Raw genomic sequence first — 16,599 nt, 5'->3', positions numbered from 1 at the left:
GCCACGATGGCGCTCGATCGCATCCTGCTGTCCGACTTCCGCAACCACCACGAAACGCGGATCGAGGGCACCCATGCGTTCAACCTGCTCGTCGGCGAGAACGGCGCGGGCAAGACCAATGTGCTCGAGGCAATCTCGCTGTTCGCGCCGGGCCGCGGCCTGCGCCGCGCGCAGCTCGCCGACATGCCATCGCAGAACGGCGCAGGCGGCTTCGCGATCAGCGCCGAGCTGGACACGCCGACCGGCCCCGTGCGGCTCGGCACGGGCACCACGGCCGAGCGGCCGGGGCGTCGGCTGGTCCAGGTCAATCAGGCCGAGGCGCCGGCGGTGCGGCTCGGCGAATGGCTGGCGATCGGCTGGCTGACCCCGGCAATGGACCGGCTCTTCGCCGAAGGCGCAGGCGCGCGGCGGCGCTTCCTCGACCGGCTGGTGCTCGCGCTCGAACCCGCGCACGCACGCAACGCCGCGCGGCTCGAGGCGGCATTGCGCGAACGCAACCGGCTGCTGTCCGACGATGCCGAACCCGATCCGACCTGGCTCGACGCGATCGAGGCGCAGGTCGCCGAGACCGGCGCAGCCGTGGCCCAGGCGCGCGCGCGGCTGGTCGAACGGCTGCAGGCGGCGCTGCTCGCCCTGCCCGAGGCGCCTTTCGCGCGGCCCTCGCTGACCTATGTCCCCGGCGGCCCGCTCGACCAGGCCGCGCTCGCGCGCGCGCTCGCTGAAGGCCGCCGCCGCGACCGCGCAGCACAGCGCACTCTGGTGGGCCCGCACCGCGACGAACTGGCCGTGACCATGGCGGGAAAGGACCAGCCCGCCGCCGACTGCTCGACCGGCGAGCAGAAGGCCATGCTGATCGCGATCACCCTCGCCCACGCCGGGCTCGATCTCGATATATCGAATGATGCCGCGCGCCCGCGCCTGCTGCTGCTCGACGAGGTCGCCGCGCATCTCGACCCCGTCCGCCGCGAGGCGCTGTTCGACCGGCTGCGCGCGGGCGGCGCGCAGGTCTGGCTGACCGGGACCGAACTGCCACCCTTCGCCGCGATCGCCGCCGAAGCGGCGGTCTGGCGCGTCAGCGAGGGGGCGGTGGAGCGGCTGTCGTAGCGGGCAAGGCACCGGCCACCTGCTCGACCGTCGCCGCGACGATCGCTTCGAGGCCCTGCGCGGTCGGGTGGATGTGGTCCTGCTGGACCAGGTCGGGCCGGTCGATCACCGCCTGGAGGAAGAAGGGCACGAGCACGGCCTCGTGCTTTTTCGCCAACGCCGGATAGATCGGATCGAACTTGGCGCGATAGTCGGCGCCCATGTTCGGCGGCGCCAGCAGCCCCATGATGACCGCCTTGATCCCGCGCTTGTCGAGCTCGCTCAGGATCGCGTCGAGGTTGTCGCGCGTCTGCTCGGGTGGCAGGCCGCGCAGCAGATCGTTGCCCCCGAGGCTGATGATGACGAGGTCGGGCTTGCGCTCCTGGTTGTCGAGCGCGAAGGCCAGCCGCGCGCGGCCCTCGGCCGTGGTGTTGCCCGAAACCCCCGAATTGGCGATCCGCGCGTTTACGCCCCGCGCGCGCAGCGCGGCTTCGAGCTTGACCGGGTAGGCCTGGTTCGAGGCGAGGCCGTAGCCCGCGAACAGGCTGTCGCCGAGCGCGAGTATCCGCACTTCCTGCCCCATCACCGGGATCTCGGGCCGGGCATCGACGCTCTGCTCCTCGCTGGGCGACGGTACCGGCTTGGGCTCGCTCGATCCGCATCCCGCCAGGAGCAGCGCGGTTGTAAAGAGCGAAGCCGCGTACAATTTCATACAGATGTCTCCTTGCCCGACGCCGCATAGCTATGCCATCTCCCCGTGGTGACAAGCCCCCAGCCCGCCATTTCGGCGCAGAACCTGACCCTCACTCTCGGTAGCGGCGAGAGCGCGGTCGCCATCCTCAAGGGGCTCGATCTCACCGTGCCGCAGGGGCAGACCCTCGCGCTGCTCGGGCCCTCGGGCTCGGGCAAGAGTTCGCTGATGGCCGTGCTCTCGGGGCTCGAACGCGCCAGCTCGGGGCACCTGGCGGTCGCCGGCGAGGATTTTGGCAAGCTAGACGAAGACGGCCTGGCCCGTGCGCGCCGCGGCCGCATCGGGATCGTGCTCCAGGCCTTCCACCTGCTGCCGACGATGACCGCGCTCGAGAACGTCGCCACGCCGATGGAACTGGCCGGCATGCCCGACGCACAGGAACGCGCCGCGGCCGAGCTGACCGCGGTCGGCCTAGGCCACCGGCTCACGCACTATCCGGCGCAGCTTTCGGGCGGCGAGCAGCAGCGCGTCGCCATCGCCCGCGCCATCGCCCCGCGCCCCACCCTGATCTTCGCCGACGAACCCACGGGCAACCTCGACGCCGCGACCGGGGCGGACATCATCGACCTGCTCTTCGCCCGCCGCGCCGAGACCCAGGCGACCTTGGTCATCATCACCCACGACACCGCGCTCGCCGACCACTGCGAGCGCGTGGTGACGATAGGCGACGGCAGAATCGCGAGCGATACCGCCGCGTGAACGCAGTTCCCCTCCCCTGGTCGACGGCCTGGCGGATCGCCCGGCGCGATCTCAATGCGCGGTTTCGAGGCCTGCGGCTGCTGCTCGTCTGCCTGTTCCTCGGCGTCGGCGCGATCGCCGCGATCGGCACCCTGACGGGCTCGATCGAGCGCGAGCTGGCGACGCGCGGGCGCGCAATCCTGGGCGGCGACATCGAGGTCCAAGTCTGGCAGCGCGGCCTGAATCGCGGCGAGCGACAGGCGCTGGCCGCGCTCGGTCGCGTGTCGAGCGGCACGCGCATGCAGGCGATGGCATCGGCCAACGACAGCTTCGCCCCCGTCGAGCTCAAGGCCGTCGACGAACGCTGGCCGCTGGTCGGCAAGCTGCGGCTCAAGGACGGGCGCGAGGTCGGCGCCCCCAGCGACACCGGCACTTGGCTCGCCGAGGGTGCGGCCGAGCGGCTCGGGGTCAAGGTCGGCGATCGCGTCACGATCGGCGGCCAGAGCCTGACCGTGGAGGGCGTGATCGACGACGAGCCCGACCGGCTCAGCGAAGGCCTGTCGCTCGGCACCGTCGCGATCGTCCGTGATAAAGTGCCCGAGCAGGCGGGGCTGACGGCGCCCGGCGCGATGTTCCGCAGCAAGGTCCGCGTGGCTCTGCCGACCGACCGCGATCCCCAGACCACGGTCGATGATCTCCAGAAGCGTTTCCCCGACGCCGGCTTCAACTTCCGCACGCGCGACCGCGCCTCGCCGGGGGCCGAGCGTTTCGTCTCGCGCATGGGCGAGTTCCTCGTGCTCGTCGGCCTCGCCGCGCTGGCGATCGCCGGCATCGGCATCGGCGGCGGCGTCTCGTCCTATCTCGAAGCCCGCCGTACGAGCATCGCCACGCTCAAGGTGCTCGGCGCGACGAGCGGCGACATCGCGCGGATCTACGTGCTGCAGATCGGCGCCGCAGCGCTGGCGGGCAGTGTCGCGGGCCTGATCGCCGGGGTGCTGGTGACGCCGCTGCTCGCCGGCGCGCTGGGCACCCTGCTGCCGGTGACCGCAGGATTCGTCTTCGCGCCGGGTGCGCTGATCACCGCTGCGCTTTACGGCCTGCTCGTCGCGCTGATCTTCGCCGCGCCGCCTCTGGCCCGCGCGCGCGCCTTCCCCCCCATGGCGCTGATGCGCGCGCGCGTCTCGCCGCTGGCCCTGCCGCGCAAGGCCGTGCTGCTGCCCGTCGGGCTTGGCCTCGCCGCGATCGTCGCCCTGGCGCTCGTCAGCGCCGCGCAAATCAAGATCACCGCGCTGTTCCTCGCGGGCACCGCCGGCGTATTGATCCTGCTCGGCGGGCTCGGCTGGGCGATCCGTCGCCTGGCCGCGCGCCTGCCGCGACCGCGCGGGCCGCTGCTGCGCGCGGGCCTGGCCAACCTGCACCGTCCCGGCGCGCAGACCGGCGCACTCGTCACCGCGCTCGGCTTCGGGCTCTCGGCCTTCGTCCTGCTCGCGGCGATCCAGACGAGCCTCGAGGCAAACATCGCCAAGCGCATCCCGCAGCGCGCGCCCGACTACTTCGTGCTCGACGTGCCCAAGGACCGAGTCGGGGCTTTCGAGCAGGCCGTGCACGAGGTGCTGCCGCGCGCGAAGATCCGCACGGTACCGGCGCTGCGCGGCGCGATCATCGCCTATGGTCCCGAGGGCCGGATGACGCGCGTCGCCGATCTCAAGACGATCCCCGAAAAGGGCTGGGCCCTGCGCGGCGAGCGCGGCCTGACCTATGCGGAGGAGGTGCCCGAGGGCAATTCGCTGGTCGCCGGCAAGTGGTGGCCCAAGGCCTATGCCGGCCCGCCGCTGGTCTCGGTCGACGAGGAACTGGCGACCGCGGTGGGCCTCAAGCTCGGCGACCGGATCACGATCGCCGTGCTCGGCGTCGAGCGCACCGCGACGATCGCCTCGTTCCGCCGGCTCGACTGGGAGAACATGGGCTTCAACTACGTGCTGGTGTTCTCGCCCAACACGCTGGCCGACGCGCCGCACAACCTTGCCGCGACGATCGACGTGCCCGCCGGCGAGAGCAAGGCCGGGTTGCTGCGCAAGCTGGCCCAGGCCTTCCCCGCAACCTCGGTGGTCGAGACCGGCGGCATCCTGCGCGAGGCGCGCGCGCTGCTGGGCCAGATGTCGACCGCGATCCTCGCAGCGGCTTCGGTCGCGGTGCTCGCGGGCCTGGCCGTGCTGCTCGGCGCGATCGCCGCGGCGCGCGCGAGCCGGACCTACGACAACGTGATCCTGCGCGTGCTCGGCGCGAGCCGGAAGCAATTGCTGCTGCTGCAGATGGCCGAATACGGCCTGCTCGCCGGCACGCTCGCGCTTGTCGCGCTGGCGCTCGGCAGCGGCGTGGCCTGGGCGATCGTCACCCAGATGTTCGAGTTCGACTGGCTGCCCGACTGGACCTGGATCCTCGCGGTGCTCGGCACGGGCCTCGTCCTGGTCCTGGGCTTCGCGCTGGCCGGCTCGCTACCGCTGTTGCGGGCGAAACCGGCGCAGGCGCTGCGCGAGCTTTAGGCGAAGACCGCCGCGCTCGTCGGATCCTTGGGATCGGGTCCGAAGCGGTTGGGGCCGCGCGTGCCGTCGAGGAACATGAGTACGATCAGGGCGATACCCGAGATCATGTTCACGAAGGGAATGAACCCGGCGATGAAGAAGCCGAGGTACCACCAGCCCGACATGTCGCGATCATGCAGGCGGCGCACGGTGACCGCGATATTCGGGATGAAGGTCGCCAGGCCCCAGATCAGCAGCAACACGCCGGTGCCACTGAACAGCGAACCATAGACCGCGAGCGGATTACCCGGATCGGCCAAGATCGCCGCGGTCGAGAAACCCGTTCCGAAGACGATCGCCATCAGTACGATCAGCACGATGACATTGAACAGAATCCAGCTCCAGAACTCCTTGCGACGCGAGCGTCCCTTGAAGTCGGCGTAGCGCTTGAGCGGCAGAATCATCCATTCCAGCATAAGTCCCCCTTATGTCGTAGAAGCCTCGACGGGCGGTGAAGATATCGTATCGCGACCCGACGCGGTCAGGCGAAGACCGCCGCGCTGGTCGGCTGGGTCGGATCATCGCCATACCTGTTCGGGCCACTCGTGCCCTTGAGGCACATGACCACGATCAGCGCGATCCAGACGAGGAAGTTGAGCAGCGGCACGGCGCCGAGGATGACGAAGGGCAGGTAGACCCAGCCCGAGAGATTGAGGTCGTGGAACCGCCGGATCGTCACCGCGAAGGAAGCGACCGCGGTCAGCAGTACCCAGACGTACATCGGTACGAGCAGCAGGATCATCGTCACGAAACCGACGCCCGCGAAGGCTGCGCCGAGATCGCTGAGATTGCCGCCGCTGCTCGCGAAGGCCGCGCCGCCGATCATGGTCGCGAACAGCCCGATGAAGACCACCGCCACGATCAGGTTGAGCAGCACGAACATCCAGAATTCCTGCCGCGAAGATCGCCCCTCGATAAGGCGATACAACTTGCGATACGGCATCAGCATCCATTCCATGGTGTCGTCCCCTTTCCTCCGAACCCAGAATAGACCTTCAAGCCACCACACATCCGCTTCCGTCGCAACGAAAAAGGGGGCCGCGAGGCCCCCTTCCCGTTTCACGATCCGCGCCGCACCCTACCAGCGGAAGCGCGCCGCGACGCCATAGGTGCGCGGCTGGTTGGTATAGGCCGAGACCGAGCCCGACTGCGCCACCGAATCGAAGATCACGTTGAGATAGCGGTTGTCGAGCAGGTTGCGGCCCCAGACCGACAGTTCGAGCCCGTTCTGCATCGCATAGGTGATCGAACTGTTGAGATCGCTGACCTCGCGCTTGAACGGACGCGCCGCGTCGAGGCCCGGCTGGTAGTTGGCCGCGCCCGTCACCGGATCGCGCACGATGAAGGCGGGCAGGCCCTCGACCGTCTGCACTTCGCTCTCGTAGTGGTAGTCGCCGTAGAGGATCAGGTGATCGCCGTTGTTGAACTCGTGATCGTAGGTGACGGTGAAGGTCGAAGAGATCGGCGGGATATCAGCGGGGGTAATGCCCGTGGCATCGCCGAAGGCCGAGTTCTTGAAGTCGTTGTACTTGGGATCGAGGTAGGTCATTGACAGGCCCAGCGTCAGGCCCTTGGCGGGCTTGACCGTGCCTTCGAACTCGATGCCGAAGACCGACTGCTTGCCGGCATTGCCGAGGAAGAAGCCGGTGCCGGTGAAGATGTTCGATTGGAAGCCGCGGATCGACTGCTTGAACACCGCCACGTTCGCCGTCGCCAGGCCCCAGTTGGCCTTGATGCCGGCCTCATAGGACGTCGCCTTCTCGGGGCTCGCAAAGCGGCTGCCATAGGTCTGGTTGACCACGCCGATGCCCGCCGCCTGGATCCCCGCCTGCGCCGAAAGCGGTGGGCGGCTGTCGCGCGAGAGGTTGACCGAGCTGGCCTTGAAGCCCGTCGCGACGCCGGCATAGACGTTCATCGTGTCGGTCAGATCATAGGATGCACGCGCGGTCCAGGAGACGTTGTTGTCGCGCGCACGGCCGTTCTCGACCGAATTGGGCAGGTTGAGAAACGGCGGCAGGAACTGCAGCGCGCGCAGGTTGAGCAGCGCCGCGGTCTGGGTGTTCGCGCCGGTCGAGATCGCGTTGAACGCGGTGGGATTGCCCGCGGCGAAAGCGCCGATCTGCGCGGCCGAAGCGAAGCCCCCGGGCGCGCCGATCAGGCCGCCGACGGTCTGCGCGATCGCCGCATTGGTCGCCGCGGTGCGCAGCGCCGGAAGGTTGAGCCCGGCGAAGACGTCGTTCGAGGTAACGTTCGTCGCGAAGTTCTTCTTGTCGTGCGTGTAGTTGACGCCGGCGGTCAGGGTCAGGCGGTCACCCAGCTTGACGTCGAACTGGCCGAAGATCGAGATCGCCTCGTTCTTGAGACGGTAGGACTCGGCCAGCCCCTGCCCGGCGGTGAAGAAGCGATTGGTGTAGAGCGCGGGATTGCCCTGCAGGGTGCCGAACAGGTTCTCGAGCCCGGCGATAGTGAAGGCATTGTTCGACTGACCGCGCACCAGCAGGTCGAGATAGGGCCGCGCCTGGGTCCCCCACTGGATTGCGCCGTCCTGGGCGATCTTCTCGTTGAAGTAATAGGCGCCGACCAGCGCGGTCAGCTTGTCGGCGATCGAGGCCGAGGCGCGGAATTCCTGGGTGAACGTCTTGATCCGCGTGTCCGAGGCATTGGTCCGCACGATGTCGGCGCTGGTGAAGTCGGCGTCGTAGTCGCTGAACGAGTCGGTGTTGCGGTAGGACGTGATCGAGGTCAGAGTCATCGGGCCGACTTCGTAGTCGATCTGGCCCGAGAAGCCGTAGTTCTCAATCTTGTTGACCGGAATGATGTTGTTGTAGACCTCGTTCGAGAAGCGATCGGCCGGCGCGTTGACGTTGCCGCCCACGGCGCGGATCGCATTGGTCGCCGCCGACTGGCGGACATTGACCACGCCGCAGCAGACCTCGTCGATCTTGCCGTAGTCGGCGATCAGGCGGACCGAGAGCTGGCTGTCGGGCTGGAACAGCAGCTGCCCGCGCGCGAACCAGCGATCGCGGTCGCCCAGCTTGGCGCCGGTATTGAGGTCCTTGTTGTAGCCGTCGCGGCGGTTGTAGCCGCCCGAGAGGCTCGCCGCGATCGTGTCGGACAGCGGCCCGGTGACCACGCCTTTGACCACCACCGCATTGTAGTTGCCGTAAGACGCCTCGACGTTGCCGCCGAATTCGAACTTGGGCTTCTGCGTCGAGATCGAGATCACGCCGGCCGAGGCGTTCTTGCCGAACAGCGTCGATTGCGGCCCGCGCAGCACCTCGATCCGCTCGAGGTCGGGAAGGTCCGAAATCTGCGCCGCGGTGCGCGAGCGGTAGACGCCATCGATGAACACGCCGACCGAGGGTTCGATGCCGGCATTGTTCGCGCCGTTGCCGAAGCCGCGAATGAAGAAGTTGGTGTTGGCTGAGCTCTGCCGCTCACCGACGCGCAGCGAGGGGACGATCGAGCCCAGGTCCTTGAGGTCGCGGATGAATTCGCGCTCGATCTGCGCCGCCGTGGCGACCGTGACCGCCACCGGCACTTCCTGCAGCGTCTGTTCGCGCTTGGTCGCGGTGACGACGATCTCGTTGGCATTGCCGAAGTCATCGGAGGGTAAATCGCCGGCCGGCTGTGCTTCTTCGGCTCCTTGCGCGTCTTGCGCCAAAGCCACGCTGGGAAGACCAAAGGTTAACACCGCTACCGTGGAAAAAAACGCGGCGCGAGCGGAAGCGGTAAAGCCAACCGAGGATGACGTCATAAGCGAGCCCTCTCTCCAAGGGGAGCCGCGCCGGCACTGTGCCTTGCGCGTACACGAGCTCCCTTAGTCAGGACTTTAATCATAAGATTCCTAATTTTTCGATAGGTAGAGCGCATCCCTGCCACGGTTTTTGCACATTAGTGTCACCCAATGCCCACATGCGCATAAGCAATCCGCGACTTGCCGTGGAGGGTCATTTCGGATAGGGGCGCGCCGTGTTGCAGCGCAACAGGCGCTCGCCTTAGCTCCCATAACTGGAAACCTCCGCATGTCCGCCCCGCTTCCCCTGCGCAATATTGCGATTATCGCGCACGTCGACCACGGCAAGACCACCCTCGTCGACCAGCTTTTCCGCCAGTCCGGCACCTTCCGCGACAACCAGCGCGTCGAAGAGCGCGCGATGGACTCGAACGACCTCGAGAAAGAGCGCGGCATCACGATTCTCGCGAAGCCGACCTCGATCGAGTGGAACGGCACGCGCATCAACATCGTCGACACTCCGGGCCACGCCGATTTCGGCGGCGAGGTGGAGCGCATCCTCTCGATGGTCGACGGCGTGATCCTGCTGGTCGACAGCTCCGAAGGCGCGATGCCGCAGACCAAGTTCGTGACCGGCAAGGCTCTGGCGCTTGGCCTCAAGCCGATCGTCGTCGTCAACAAGGTCGACCGTCCCGACGAGCGCATCCAGGAAGTGCTCGACGAGGTGTTCGATCTGTTCGTCACGCTCGAAGCCACCGACGAGCAGCTCGACTTCCCCGTGCTCTACGCCTCGGGCCGCAACGGCTATTGCAGCGACGACCCGCAGCGCCGCGAAGGCACGCTCGAGCCGATGTTCCAGAAGATCGTCGACCACGTGCCGCCGCCGGCGCTCGATGCCGACGCGCCGTTCAGCTTCCTCGTGACGCTGCTCGATCGCGACAACTTCCTGGGCCGCGTGCTCACCGGCCGCGTCCAGTCGGGCACGGTCAAGGCCAACCAGCCGATCCACGCGCTCGACATGGACGGCAAGGTGATCGAGACCGGTCGCGCCTCCAAGATCATGACCTTCCGCGGCCTCGACCGCGTCCCGGTCGACGAAGCCAAGGCGGGCGACATCATCTCGCTGGCCGGTCTGACCGTCGCCACCGTGTCGAACACGATCGCCGACACTTCGGTGACCGAAGCGATCCAGGCGCAGCCTATCGATCCGCCGACCCTGTCGATGCGCTTCGCGGTGAACGACAGCCCGATGGCGGGTCGCGAGGGTGACAAGGTCACCAGCCGCATGATCCGCGATCGTCTGAATCGCGAAGCCGAATCGAACGTCGCGATCAAGGTCACCGAGAGCGCCGACAAGGACAGCTTCGAAGTCGCCGGCCGCGGCGAGCTTCAGCTCGGCGTGCTGATCGAGACAATGCGCCGCGAGGGCTTCGAGCTCGGCATCAGCCGCCCGCGCGTGCTGTTCGGCACCGACGAAGACGGCAAGCGCACCGAGCCTTACGAAATCGTCGTCATCGACGTGGACGACGAGCACTCGGGCACGGTCGTTGACAAGATGAACCAGCGCAAGGCCGAGATGACCGACATGCGTCCCTCGGGCGGCGGCAAGACCCGCATCACCTTCTCGGCGCCCAGCCGCGGCCTGATCGGCTACCACGGCGAGTTCCTCTCGGACACGCGCGGCACCGGCATCATGAACCGCCTGTTCGAGAAGTACGGCCCGCACAAGGGCAAGATCGAAGGCCGCAAGAACGGCGTTCTGATCTCGAACGGCAACGGTGAAGCCGTGGCCTATGCCCTGGGCCCGCTCGAAGAGCGCGGCATCCTGTTCGTCGGCGTCGGCGAGGCGCTCTACGAGGGCATGATCATCGGCGAGAACGCCAAGGTCGAGGACCTCGAGGTCAACCCGATGAAGTCCAAGCAGCTGACGAACTTCCGTTCGACCGGCAAGGACGACGCGATCCGCCTCACCCCGCCCAAGGTCATGACGCTCGAGCAGGCGATCGCCTACATCGACGACGACGAGATGGTCGAGGTCACGCCCAAGAACATCCGTCTGCGCAAGGCGATCCTCGATCCCAACGAGCGCAAGAAGGCCGGCCGCAAGAAGGAAGCGGCCTGACATTAGAAAAGGCGGCGCGGGAAACCGGGCCGCCTTTTTCTTTGGCCGCGCCGCGCGATGTCACATCGCGACGCTCCGCTTCGTCAAGCTGACGAGGGCCGCCAGCCAGCGGCAGCAAGGAGCATCCCGATGACGAACGCCACGCCCCCGCTCGACACACTTGAAACCCCCACCCTGGCGCTGGCCGGCATGATACCGGCCTTCGCGGCACTGTTCGGCGCCGGACTGGCGGCAAACGGCACCTATATGCTCGCCGATCCGATCGCGTGGTATTTCGCGGTTCCCGGTGTCACCACGACCGGCCCGTTCAACCAGCATTTCGTGCGCGACATCGGCCTGATCTTCGCACTGATCGGCCTTGCCTTCATCGCCGGATCGGCCCGGCCCGCCTGGCGCGCTTCGCTTTGGGGTGCCGCGGCCTTCTGGCTCGCCGGACATGCGCTGTTCCATATCTGGGAAGTGGCGGTCGGCATCTGCGGCGCATCGGCCCTCCTCCGGGACTTCCCGGCGGTGACCTTGCCCGCGCTGATCGCGATCGCCTTGGCGATCTGGGCGGCCTGCGACTCCACGGCACCAGCCCGAGACTAACGCGATCTCGCCTGAAATTCATTCATACAATTGTCTACAAATCTGAACGAAACCTGCCAGCGTCATCCCGCGCCCGTTCAGCGAGGGTCGCCTAAAAGCAGTCCTGTAGCGGCGATCACCAGGCAATCCTGCCCCGGACCGCCGCCAGGAGTTTTCGAGATGAACCTGTTCAAGAAGGCCACGCTCGCCACCGTCCTCGCCGCCACGGCGCTCACCGCTGCCAGCCCGGCCATGGCGCGCGACCACTATCGCGGCCGCGGCAATGACACCGCCGCCATCGCCATCGGTGTGGGCATCGTCGGCCTGGCGATCGGCGCGATCGCCGCTTCGAGCAACAACAACCGCCGTGATCGTGATTACGATTATCGCCGCAACGGCTACGAGTATCGCGATGGCTATTACTGGGATCGTGATGGCCGCCGTTACGATCGTGACGGACGCCGCTATGACGATCGCTACTACGATCGCCGCGGCTACGGCGAATACGGCTCTTATCGCGGGTACTGAGGCTCGCGTCCCCTTTCTCCTTTGCGGAGAAATACGGGATGGAGCACCCCTTCTCTCGGTCTGCTCGGCCGGAACTCCGTCCCCGAAAAACTGCCCCTCCCGGTTGGCCGGGAGGGGCTTCTTTTTTGCGCGTAGCGCGCGGTCGTCAGAACTGGAAGCTGAGCGACGCGCGGAGCGAGTGGTAGTCGAAGTTGGTGTCCGAAGGACGCAGGTTGGTTCCGCCACCGCCCAGCAGGAACGGATTGGTCGCGGGCGCGGTGCCCTGGCCGACCGCGACGTAGTACTTGTTGTCGCGATGACGGTTGTAGAGATACTCGAGCCCGAGGCTGACGTTGTTCGTCACCATGATCTCGGCACCACCACCGGCCTGCCAGCCCCAAACGCGCTTGCCGTTATCAACCTGGGTGAAGCTGTTGGCCGTGTTGGTCGTGGCGAAATCGTGGTCGATCTTCGCCCAGCTCGCACCGCCCGTGGCATAGAACAGTGCGCCGCCGCCCGGGGTATAGCCCGCGCGCAGACGCGCGGCGATCGTGTGGTCGATCTTGCGCGCGACCGTGTAGCTTGCCGGGGTCGACGAGTAGCCGGTGGTATAATCGATCGAATTGTTCTTCGACACTTCGACCAGGCCACCGAGAACGAAATTCCCGCCACCCAGGCGCTTGTCGTAGCCGATCCGGCCGCCGTACTCGATGCGATCGCGATCGCCAGTGCAGCCCGCGGCGAGCGTGGCGCCCGTGGCATTGCCGCGGCAGAACCCGGTGAAGGCGTTGGCGCCGGCGGCGGTGGTCACCGTATCGCCGAAGGCACCGTCACGGTTGGTGTCGAACACCAGGGTATCGGCGCGGTCGTTGCCCTGAGCGGCCAGACCGATCGTTGCGGAGATGTAGGGTCCGTCGAAATGAGTGTCGCGTTCGCTCTGCGCCCAGGCGGGGCTGGCCACCGCCGCTGCGGCAACGATCGCGGCGAGAGATGCGGACCGGGATAGATTCATGACATAATCCTTGGAAATACTTCAGAAATAATGGCTTGAGCCATCACCCCCTAGAAACCGCGACACTGTCCAAGGTTGCGCGTCCATGTCGTGCAACCGCCACAGTTCGCAGCATTTGTGGGAATTATGTCACACTGGCATCTGGTCTTCTGCACGCTATCGCCAGGGCGTTGGGCATGGAGCGGAGGAGCCCGGTGATTGCCCGAGGGCATCGCTGGCGTTATCGTCGACCGCCCAATGTGGTGCTTTCCGTGAACCCAGGCGCTCCCCGCCCCGACAGGCCCAGCGCGTACCCGCGATCGGCCGTGGCGATGGTCAACATCGGCCTGCTGGCTTTCGTCACCGGTCTGTCTTTCGTCTATTGGCTGGTATCGGGCACGGCCGTTTACTGGCCCACGCTGGTCTTCGCGGTCTGGTGCTGCGTCGTCCAGTTCGTGCTGCGCCGGCGACCGAGCGCGCAGGCACAGCGGCAACGCCGTGTGCGGCTGGAGAATGCCGCGATCGGCACGCTCAGCGCGCTGGTGCTGATCGCGGCGGTGGCAATCCCGCTGACGAAATTGTTTCCGCTCTGACCCCGGCGCTCAGAGCAGCTTGCGCCGTTCCAGTTCGACGAAATAGGTCCTCAGCAAACCGCGAGCCTTGCGCGTCAGCTTGAGGAAGGTGCGCCGCGCGTCCATCTCGTCTTCCTCGCGCTCGACCAAGCCCTTGTTCTCGAGCACCGTTATCCAGCGTAGCGCCGTGGTCAGCGGCACGTTCGAGGCGAGGCAGGCACTTGTCACCGATATGCGCTTGTTCGTCCCCTGCGCCGCCAACAGATCGAGAAGCATGTCCCAGGCGGGTTCGCCGAAAAGGGTAGGATCGGCAAAAACCGCATCACGCACGCGGCGCGCGCCGTAGACCCGGCTCGCCGCACGCTGCTGCATCGCAGACACCAGATAGAGCGGACCGTTCGATACGCTCTCCCCCTCTGACGCGCCCGCACCGATTTCGCCCGCGGCGGAGAGCAGGCTCTCGGCAGCCTCGAGCAAGAGCGCGGCGGCCGACACGGGATCCTCGCCGTTCAGCGCCGTGCGCTTCACGTCATCGAGCAGGTGGCCGAGTGCTTCCTGGCTATCGATCAAGGTCTTTCTCCGCATCGTTTGAATCGTCGTCGTCGGGCCGCGTGATGTTCTCGTGCTTGGCGAACAAATCCAAGATCAGCCGCACACGTTCTTCACGGTAGAGATCCATCTGCGAGATTTCGTCGACCGACAGGGCCTCTTCGGTAAGCGCGTCGATCGCCGCGGACACGTTGGCCGCGGTCGCGTGATAGCCAAGACGGTCGAGAAGTCGCAGGCAGAGCTGCAGATGCCACAGCACGGCCCGATTCAAGAGACCAACCTTGTTCGGCTTGTTGAACAAGCGACCCGCCCATCCCGAGCTTTCGGATTCGGAAACGATCCGTCTCACCGCTCCGGAATAGCAACGAATGGGAGCTTGGGCTAGAAACCAAGCGCAGGGAGCCTCCGAAGCTAAACCACGAGGCTGAAACGGTAAAAATGCACATAGGGACAGGTCGACAGGCCCGCCGAGAAGCACATCGGAAGGTCGATCGATCCAGGCCTCTGGCCATCCAAAAGATACCCCCGCCGAAGCGGGGGCCGAGTTGGACTAGCGCCGGGGGGTCGCTTTCCCGGCAGGTCCCGCGAATAAATGAGCCAGTCGGTCGGTCAATTCGGTTGCGGTGAGTCGCGGGCCAAACCTGTTCGAGATCGGACAGAGTTTGGCCGGCACGCCTCACCTTACCGGTCCTGCTCGAGCGTCGCCGCCGCCCAACGGCCGAACAGGACGCCGATCGTCGTCCAGAGCAGCAACTGGCTGCCGAGCGATGCAAGGCGGAAATTCCACAGTATAGCCGCCGGAAAGTCTGCGGGCACTTCGTCGATCGTCGGCAACAGCAGGGCGCCAAGCGCAACCACCACGACGTAGCCGGCAATGGCCAGCAGACCGGCGTCGAAGCCGCGTAGCGTCCGAGCGAGGACCGCGCGCATCCGCGCTGCGACCAGCGCCGCGCAGACCGACAGCGCGATCATCGCGAAATAGGCGGCCGTGCGCAGGCCCACGGTTTCGTGTTGTCCCACCGCAGGCGGGGTCTGCGGATACTTGATGCCGGGCACGAGCACGATCAATAGAAAGGCGAGCGCCGCCAGCACCAAGGCCAAGCTACGCGGCCCGATCTGCGCAATCCGGCCATAGCCATAGGCGAAGACCAAGGCAAAAATGCCGCCGACGGCCGCGCCATAGAGCGCGAGCGCGGTCAGCAGGCCGAAGCCCTTCTGCGTCTCGCGGCTGACGAGTTCGGCCTCCTGCGCGCCGGCATGATGCGCCGCGTGCGCAGCCTCATAAGCGATCGCGAGGTCGATCTGCGGCTCGGCAAAGGCGCGCGCGAACAGCGTGGCGAGCAGGGCGGCGAGAATGCCGGCCAGCATTCCCCGCCACAGCAGGTTTCCCGTCATGACGGGCGATCAGTGGCAGGGAAAGCCGAGCAGATGCCGGCCGTCGTGGACGAATTCGTGGACGTAAGCGCCCTCGAATAGCGCATAGGCGCCCTGTTCGGTGCTGACGAAATAGAGGAAGATCATCGCGATCAGCGCGCCGAAGACGGCCCATGGCAGCAGTTCGTCGAGCGGGATCGCGGCCTGTCCGCGGACGGGGATGAAGCGGTCGTCGAGCAGCGCGGCAGTTGTCTGCATGCATATTCTCCTTCGCGGGATTGCGCGTCCCGAAGGTTGACAGATCCACGGAGAAGGTCTGACTCTCGACGATCCGGCTGGATATCGATTACAGTGGCGCGACCGTGCCGGAGTTGAACCGGCTTCTTCGTCCATGAGGCTGCGGCGATCTAGGCCGCCGCGTCCCCCGCCGTCAATCGGCACTTGGAGATTCCCCTGGCCACGACCCTCGATCTGATCTGCGCCGCCGCCACGCGGTCGGGCCGGACGGGCGGCTTCGCCGGTCCGGACGAACCGCTCGACGAAGCCGGGCTCAAGGCAGCCGAAGCATGCCAGCCCTCCGCACGGTCCCGCACCGAGGTCTTTCGCAGCCCCGCGCGCGCGGCTGCCGAAACGGCCCAGGCGCTCCGTGTCGCTGCGGCCATTGCGCCCGCGCTTAATGATATTGCCCATGGCGACTGGTCGGGACGCAGCTTCGCCGAGGTCCACGCTGACAATCCCGAGCGCCTGGCCGCATGGCTCGCAGATCCGCTTGCCGGTGCGCCCGGTGGCGAGACCCTGGCCGCGGTCCAGGCGCGCATCGGCGCATGGCTCGACGAGATCGCGCCGCATGACCGCCCCATCTGGGCGATCACCCATCCGATGGTCATACGCGCGGCGCTCAATCATGCGCTCACGCTCCCCCTGGCCACGACCCTGGCGATCGACCTCGCGCCGCTGTCGCGCGTTCGACTGTCGTTCAACCGCAGTTGGCGACTGCAAATCCTCGCGCCGCTCGGCTGACGACCCCCAACTTTACGCTTTCCTTATGCCCGGGCGCTGAACTCCCCGTGGAACCTTAACGCGGCTT

General features: G+C 66.7%; 17 protein-coding genes. 8 read left to right on the top strand and 9 right to left on the bottom strand.

Annotated features, from left to right (window positions below):
• Positions 1-6 precede the first annotated feature (6 nt).
• Positions 7-1,104 carry a DNA replication/repair protein RecF gene (gene recF / locus WG901_RS16440; protein WP_339588178.1) on the top strand — a complete coding sequence of 366 codons (1,098 nt, stop codon included), beginning with the start codon at positions 7-9 and terminating at the stop codon, positions 1,102-1,104.
• Here the strand turns inward: recF and WG901_RS16435 are convergent.
• On the bottom strand, positions 1,073-1,795 hold the full coding sequence (locus WG901_RS16435) for an arylesterase (protein WP_339588177.1): 723 nt from the start codon (positions 1,793-1,795) through the stop codon (positions 1,073-1,075). The genes recF and WG901_RS16435 overlap by 32 nt on opposite strands.
• Before the next feature lie 48 nt (positions 1,796-1,843).
• Between WG901_RS16435 and WG901_RS16430 the strand changes: the two genes are divergently transcribed.
• Positions 1,844-2,533, top strand: coding sequence for an ABC transporter ATP-binding protein (locus WG901_RS16430; protein WP_339588176.1), 690 nt, complete (start codon positions 1,844-1,846; stop codon positions 2,531-2,533).
• Positions 2,530-5,055, top strand: a complete 2,526-nt coding sequence (locus tag WG901_RS16425) for an ABC transporter permease (RefSeq protein WP_339588175.1) — start codon at positions 2,530-2,532, stop codon at positions 5,053-5,055. The genes WG901_RS16430 and WG901_RS16425 overlap by 4 nt, the downstream gene beginning before the upstream one ends.
• Here the strand turns inward: WG901_RS16425 and WG901_RS16420 are convergent.
• The 3 genes from WG901_RS16420 to WG901_RS16410 form a co-directional block, all read right to left on the bottom strand.
• Positions 5,052-5,510 (bottom strand): DUF805 domain-containing protein, encoded by a 459-nt coding sequence (locus WG901_RS16420; protein ID WP_339588174.1) that lies wholly within the window; start codon positions 5,508-5,510, stop codon positions 5,052-5,054. The genes WG901_RS16425 and WG901_RS16420 overlap by 4 nt on opposite strands.
• A gap of 65 nt (positions 5,511-5,575) precedes the next feature.
• Positions 5,576-6,037 (bottom strand): DUF805 domain-containing protein, encoded by a 462-nt coding sequence (locus WG901_RS16415; RefSeq protein WP_339588430.1) that lies wholly within the window; start codon positions 6,035-6,037, stop codon positions 5,576-5,578.
• A gap of 135 nt (positions 6,038-6,172) precedes the next feature.
• The gene (locus WG901_RS16410) at positions 6,173-8,764 is read right to left on the bottom strand and encodes a TonB-dependent receptor (protein ID WP_339588173.1); all 2,592 of its coding nucleotides are present in this window, start codon (positions 8,762-8,764) and stop codon (positions 6,173-6,175) included.
• Between the two features lie 355 nt (positions 8,765-9,119).
• On the opposite strand from WG901_RS16410, the gene typA reads away from it, so the two are divergent.
• The 3 genes from typA (at position 9,120) to WG901_RS16395 (ending at position 12,047) form a co-directional block, all read left to right on the top strand.
• Positions 9,120-10,952 carry a translational GTPase TypA gene (typA, locus tag WG901_RS16405; RefSeq protein ID WP_339588172.1) on the top strand — a complete coding sequence of 611 codons (1,833 nt, stop codon included), beginning with the start codon at positions 9,120-9,122 and terminating at the stop codon, positions 10,950-10,952.
• A 129-nt stretch (positions 10,953-11,081) separates the two neighbouring features.
• Positions 11,082-11,540 carry a hypothetical protein gene (locus WG901_RS16400; RefSeq protein WP_339588171.1) on the top strand — a complete coding sequence of 153 codons (459 nt, stop codon included), beginning with the start codon at positions 11,082-11,084 and terminating at the stop codon, positions 11,538-11,540.
• 159 nt (positions 11,541-11,699) lie between these two features.
• Complete coding sequence (locus WG901_RS16395; RefSeq protein WP_339588170.1) at positions 11,700-12,047, top strand: hypothetical protein; 348 nt, start codon at positions 11,700-11,702, stop codon at positions 12,045-12,047.
• Positions 12,048-12,192: 145 nt separating this feature from the next.
• On the opposite strand, the gene WG901_RS16390 is transcribed toward WG901_RS16395, so the two are convergent.
• The gene (locus tag WG901_RS16390; RefSeq protein WP_339588169.1) at positions 12,193-13,038 is read right to left on the bottom strand and encodes an outer membrane protein; all 846 of its coding nucleotides are present in this window, start codon (positions 13,036-13,038) and stop codon (positions 12,193-12,195) included.
• 251 nt (positions 13,039-13,289) lie between these two features.
• On the opposite strand from WG901_RS16390, the gene WG901_RS16385 reads away from it, so the two are divergent.
• Positions 13,290-13,610 (top strand): hypothetical protein, encoded by a 321-nt coding sequence (locus WG901_RS16385; protein ID WP_339588168.1) that lies wholly within the window; start codon positions 13,290-13,292, stop codon positions 13,608-13,610.
• Positions 13,611-13,619: 9 nt separating this feature from the next.
• Here the strand turns inward: WG901_RS16385 and WG901_RS16380 are convergent, their stop codons facing one another.
• The 4 genes from WG901_RS16380 to WG901_RS16365 all read right to left on the bottom strand — a co-directional run bounded on the left by WG901_RS16380 (position 13,620) and on the right by WG901_RS16365 (position 15,770).
• Entirely contained in the window at positions 13,620-14,159 is a 540-nt protein-coding gene (locus tag WG901_RS16380; RefSeq protein ID WP_339588167.1) for a winged helix DNA-binding protein, read from the bottom strand.
• Positions 14,149-14,487, bottom strand: coding sequence for a hypothetical protein (locus WG901_RS16375; RefSeq protein WP_339588166.1), 339 nt, complete (start codon positions 14,485-14,487; stop codon positions 14,149-14,151). Before WG901_RS16375 ends, WG901_RS16380 begins: the two co-directional genes overlap by 11 nt.
• Positions 14,488-14,819: 332 nt before the next feature.
• A complete protein-coding gene (locus WG901_RS16370; RefSeq protein ID WP_339588165.1) occupies positions 14,820-15,533 on the bottom strand; it encodes a CbtA family protein in 714 nt (237 codons plus the stop codon).
• Positions 15,534-15,542: 9 nt separating this feature from the next.
• Positions 15,543-15,770 carry a CbtB domain-containing protein gene (locus WG901_RS16365; protein WP_339588164.1) on the bottom strand — a complete coding sequence of 76 codons (228 nt, stop codon included), beginning with the start codon at positions 15,768-15,770 and terminating at the stop codon, positions 15,543-15,545.
• 183 nt (positions 15,771-15,953) lie between these two features.
• On the opposite strand from WG901_RS16365, the gene WG901_RS16360 reads away from it, so the two are divergent.
• Positions 15,954-16,532, top strand: coding sequence for a histidine phosphatase family protein (locus WG901_RS16360; protein ID WP_339588163.1), 579 nt, complete (start codon positions 15,954-15,956; stop codon positions 16,530-16,532).
• Positions 16,533-16,599 lie beyond the last annotated feature (67 nt).

Origin of the sequence: Novosphingobium anseongense (assembly GCF_037482895.1) — a bacterium.
GTDB lineage: Bacteria > Pseudomonadota > Alphaproteobacteria > Sphingomonadales > Sphingomonadaceae > Novosphingobium > Novosphingobium anseongense.
Note: the sequence above shows the minus strand (reverse complement) of the source record. Positions and strands in the feature narration are given on the sequence as shown.

What these genes read in the sequence shown, in the direction of transcription:
- WG901_RS16370 (WP_339588165.1), bottom strand. Translation starts at nt 15,533, where the DNA reads ATGACGGGAAACCTGCTGTGGCGGGGAATGCTGGCCGGCATTCTCGCC.
- WG901_RS16390 (WP_339588169.1), bottom strand. Translation starts at nt 13,038, where the DNA reads ATGAATCTATCCCGGTCCGCATCTCTCGCCGCGATCGTTGCCGCAGCG.
- recF (WP_339588178.1), top strand. Translation starts at nt 7, where the DNA reads ATGGCGCTCGATCGCATCCTGCTGTCCGACTTCCGCAACCACCACGAA.
- WG901_RS16400 (WP_339588171.1), top strand. Translation starts at nt 11,082, where the DNA reads ATGACGAACGCCACGCCCCCGCTCGACACACTTGAAACCCCCACCCTG.
- WG901_RS16365 (WP_339588164.1), bottom strand. Translation starts at nt 15,770, where the DNA reads ATGCAGACAACTGCCGCGCTGCTCGACGACCGCTTCATCCCCGTCCGC.
- WG901_RS16435 (WP_339588177.1), bottom strand. Translation starts at nt 1,795, where the DNA reads ATGAAATTGTACGCGGCTTCGCTCTTTACAACCGCGCTGCTCCTGGCG.
- typA (WP_339588172.1), top strand. Translation starts at nt 9,120, where the DNA reads ATGTCCGCCCCGCTTCCCCTGCGCAATATTGCGATTATCGCGCACGTC.
- WG901_RS16420 (WP_339588174.1), bottom strand. Translation starts at nt 5,510, where the DNA reads ATGCTGGAATGGATGATTCTGCCGCTCAAGCGCTACGCCGACTTCAAG.
- WG901_RS16415 (WP_339588430.1), bottom strand. Translation starts at nt 6,037, where the DNA reads ATGCCGTATCGCAAGTTGTATCGCCTTATCGAGGGGCGATCTTCGCGG.
- WG901_RS16395 (WP_339588170.1), top strand. Translation starts at nt 11,700, where the DNA reads ATGAACCTGTTCAAGAAGGCCACGCTCGCCACCGTCCTCGCCGCCACG.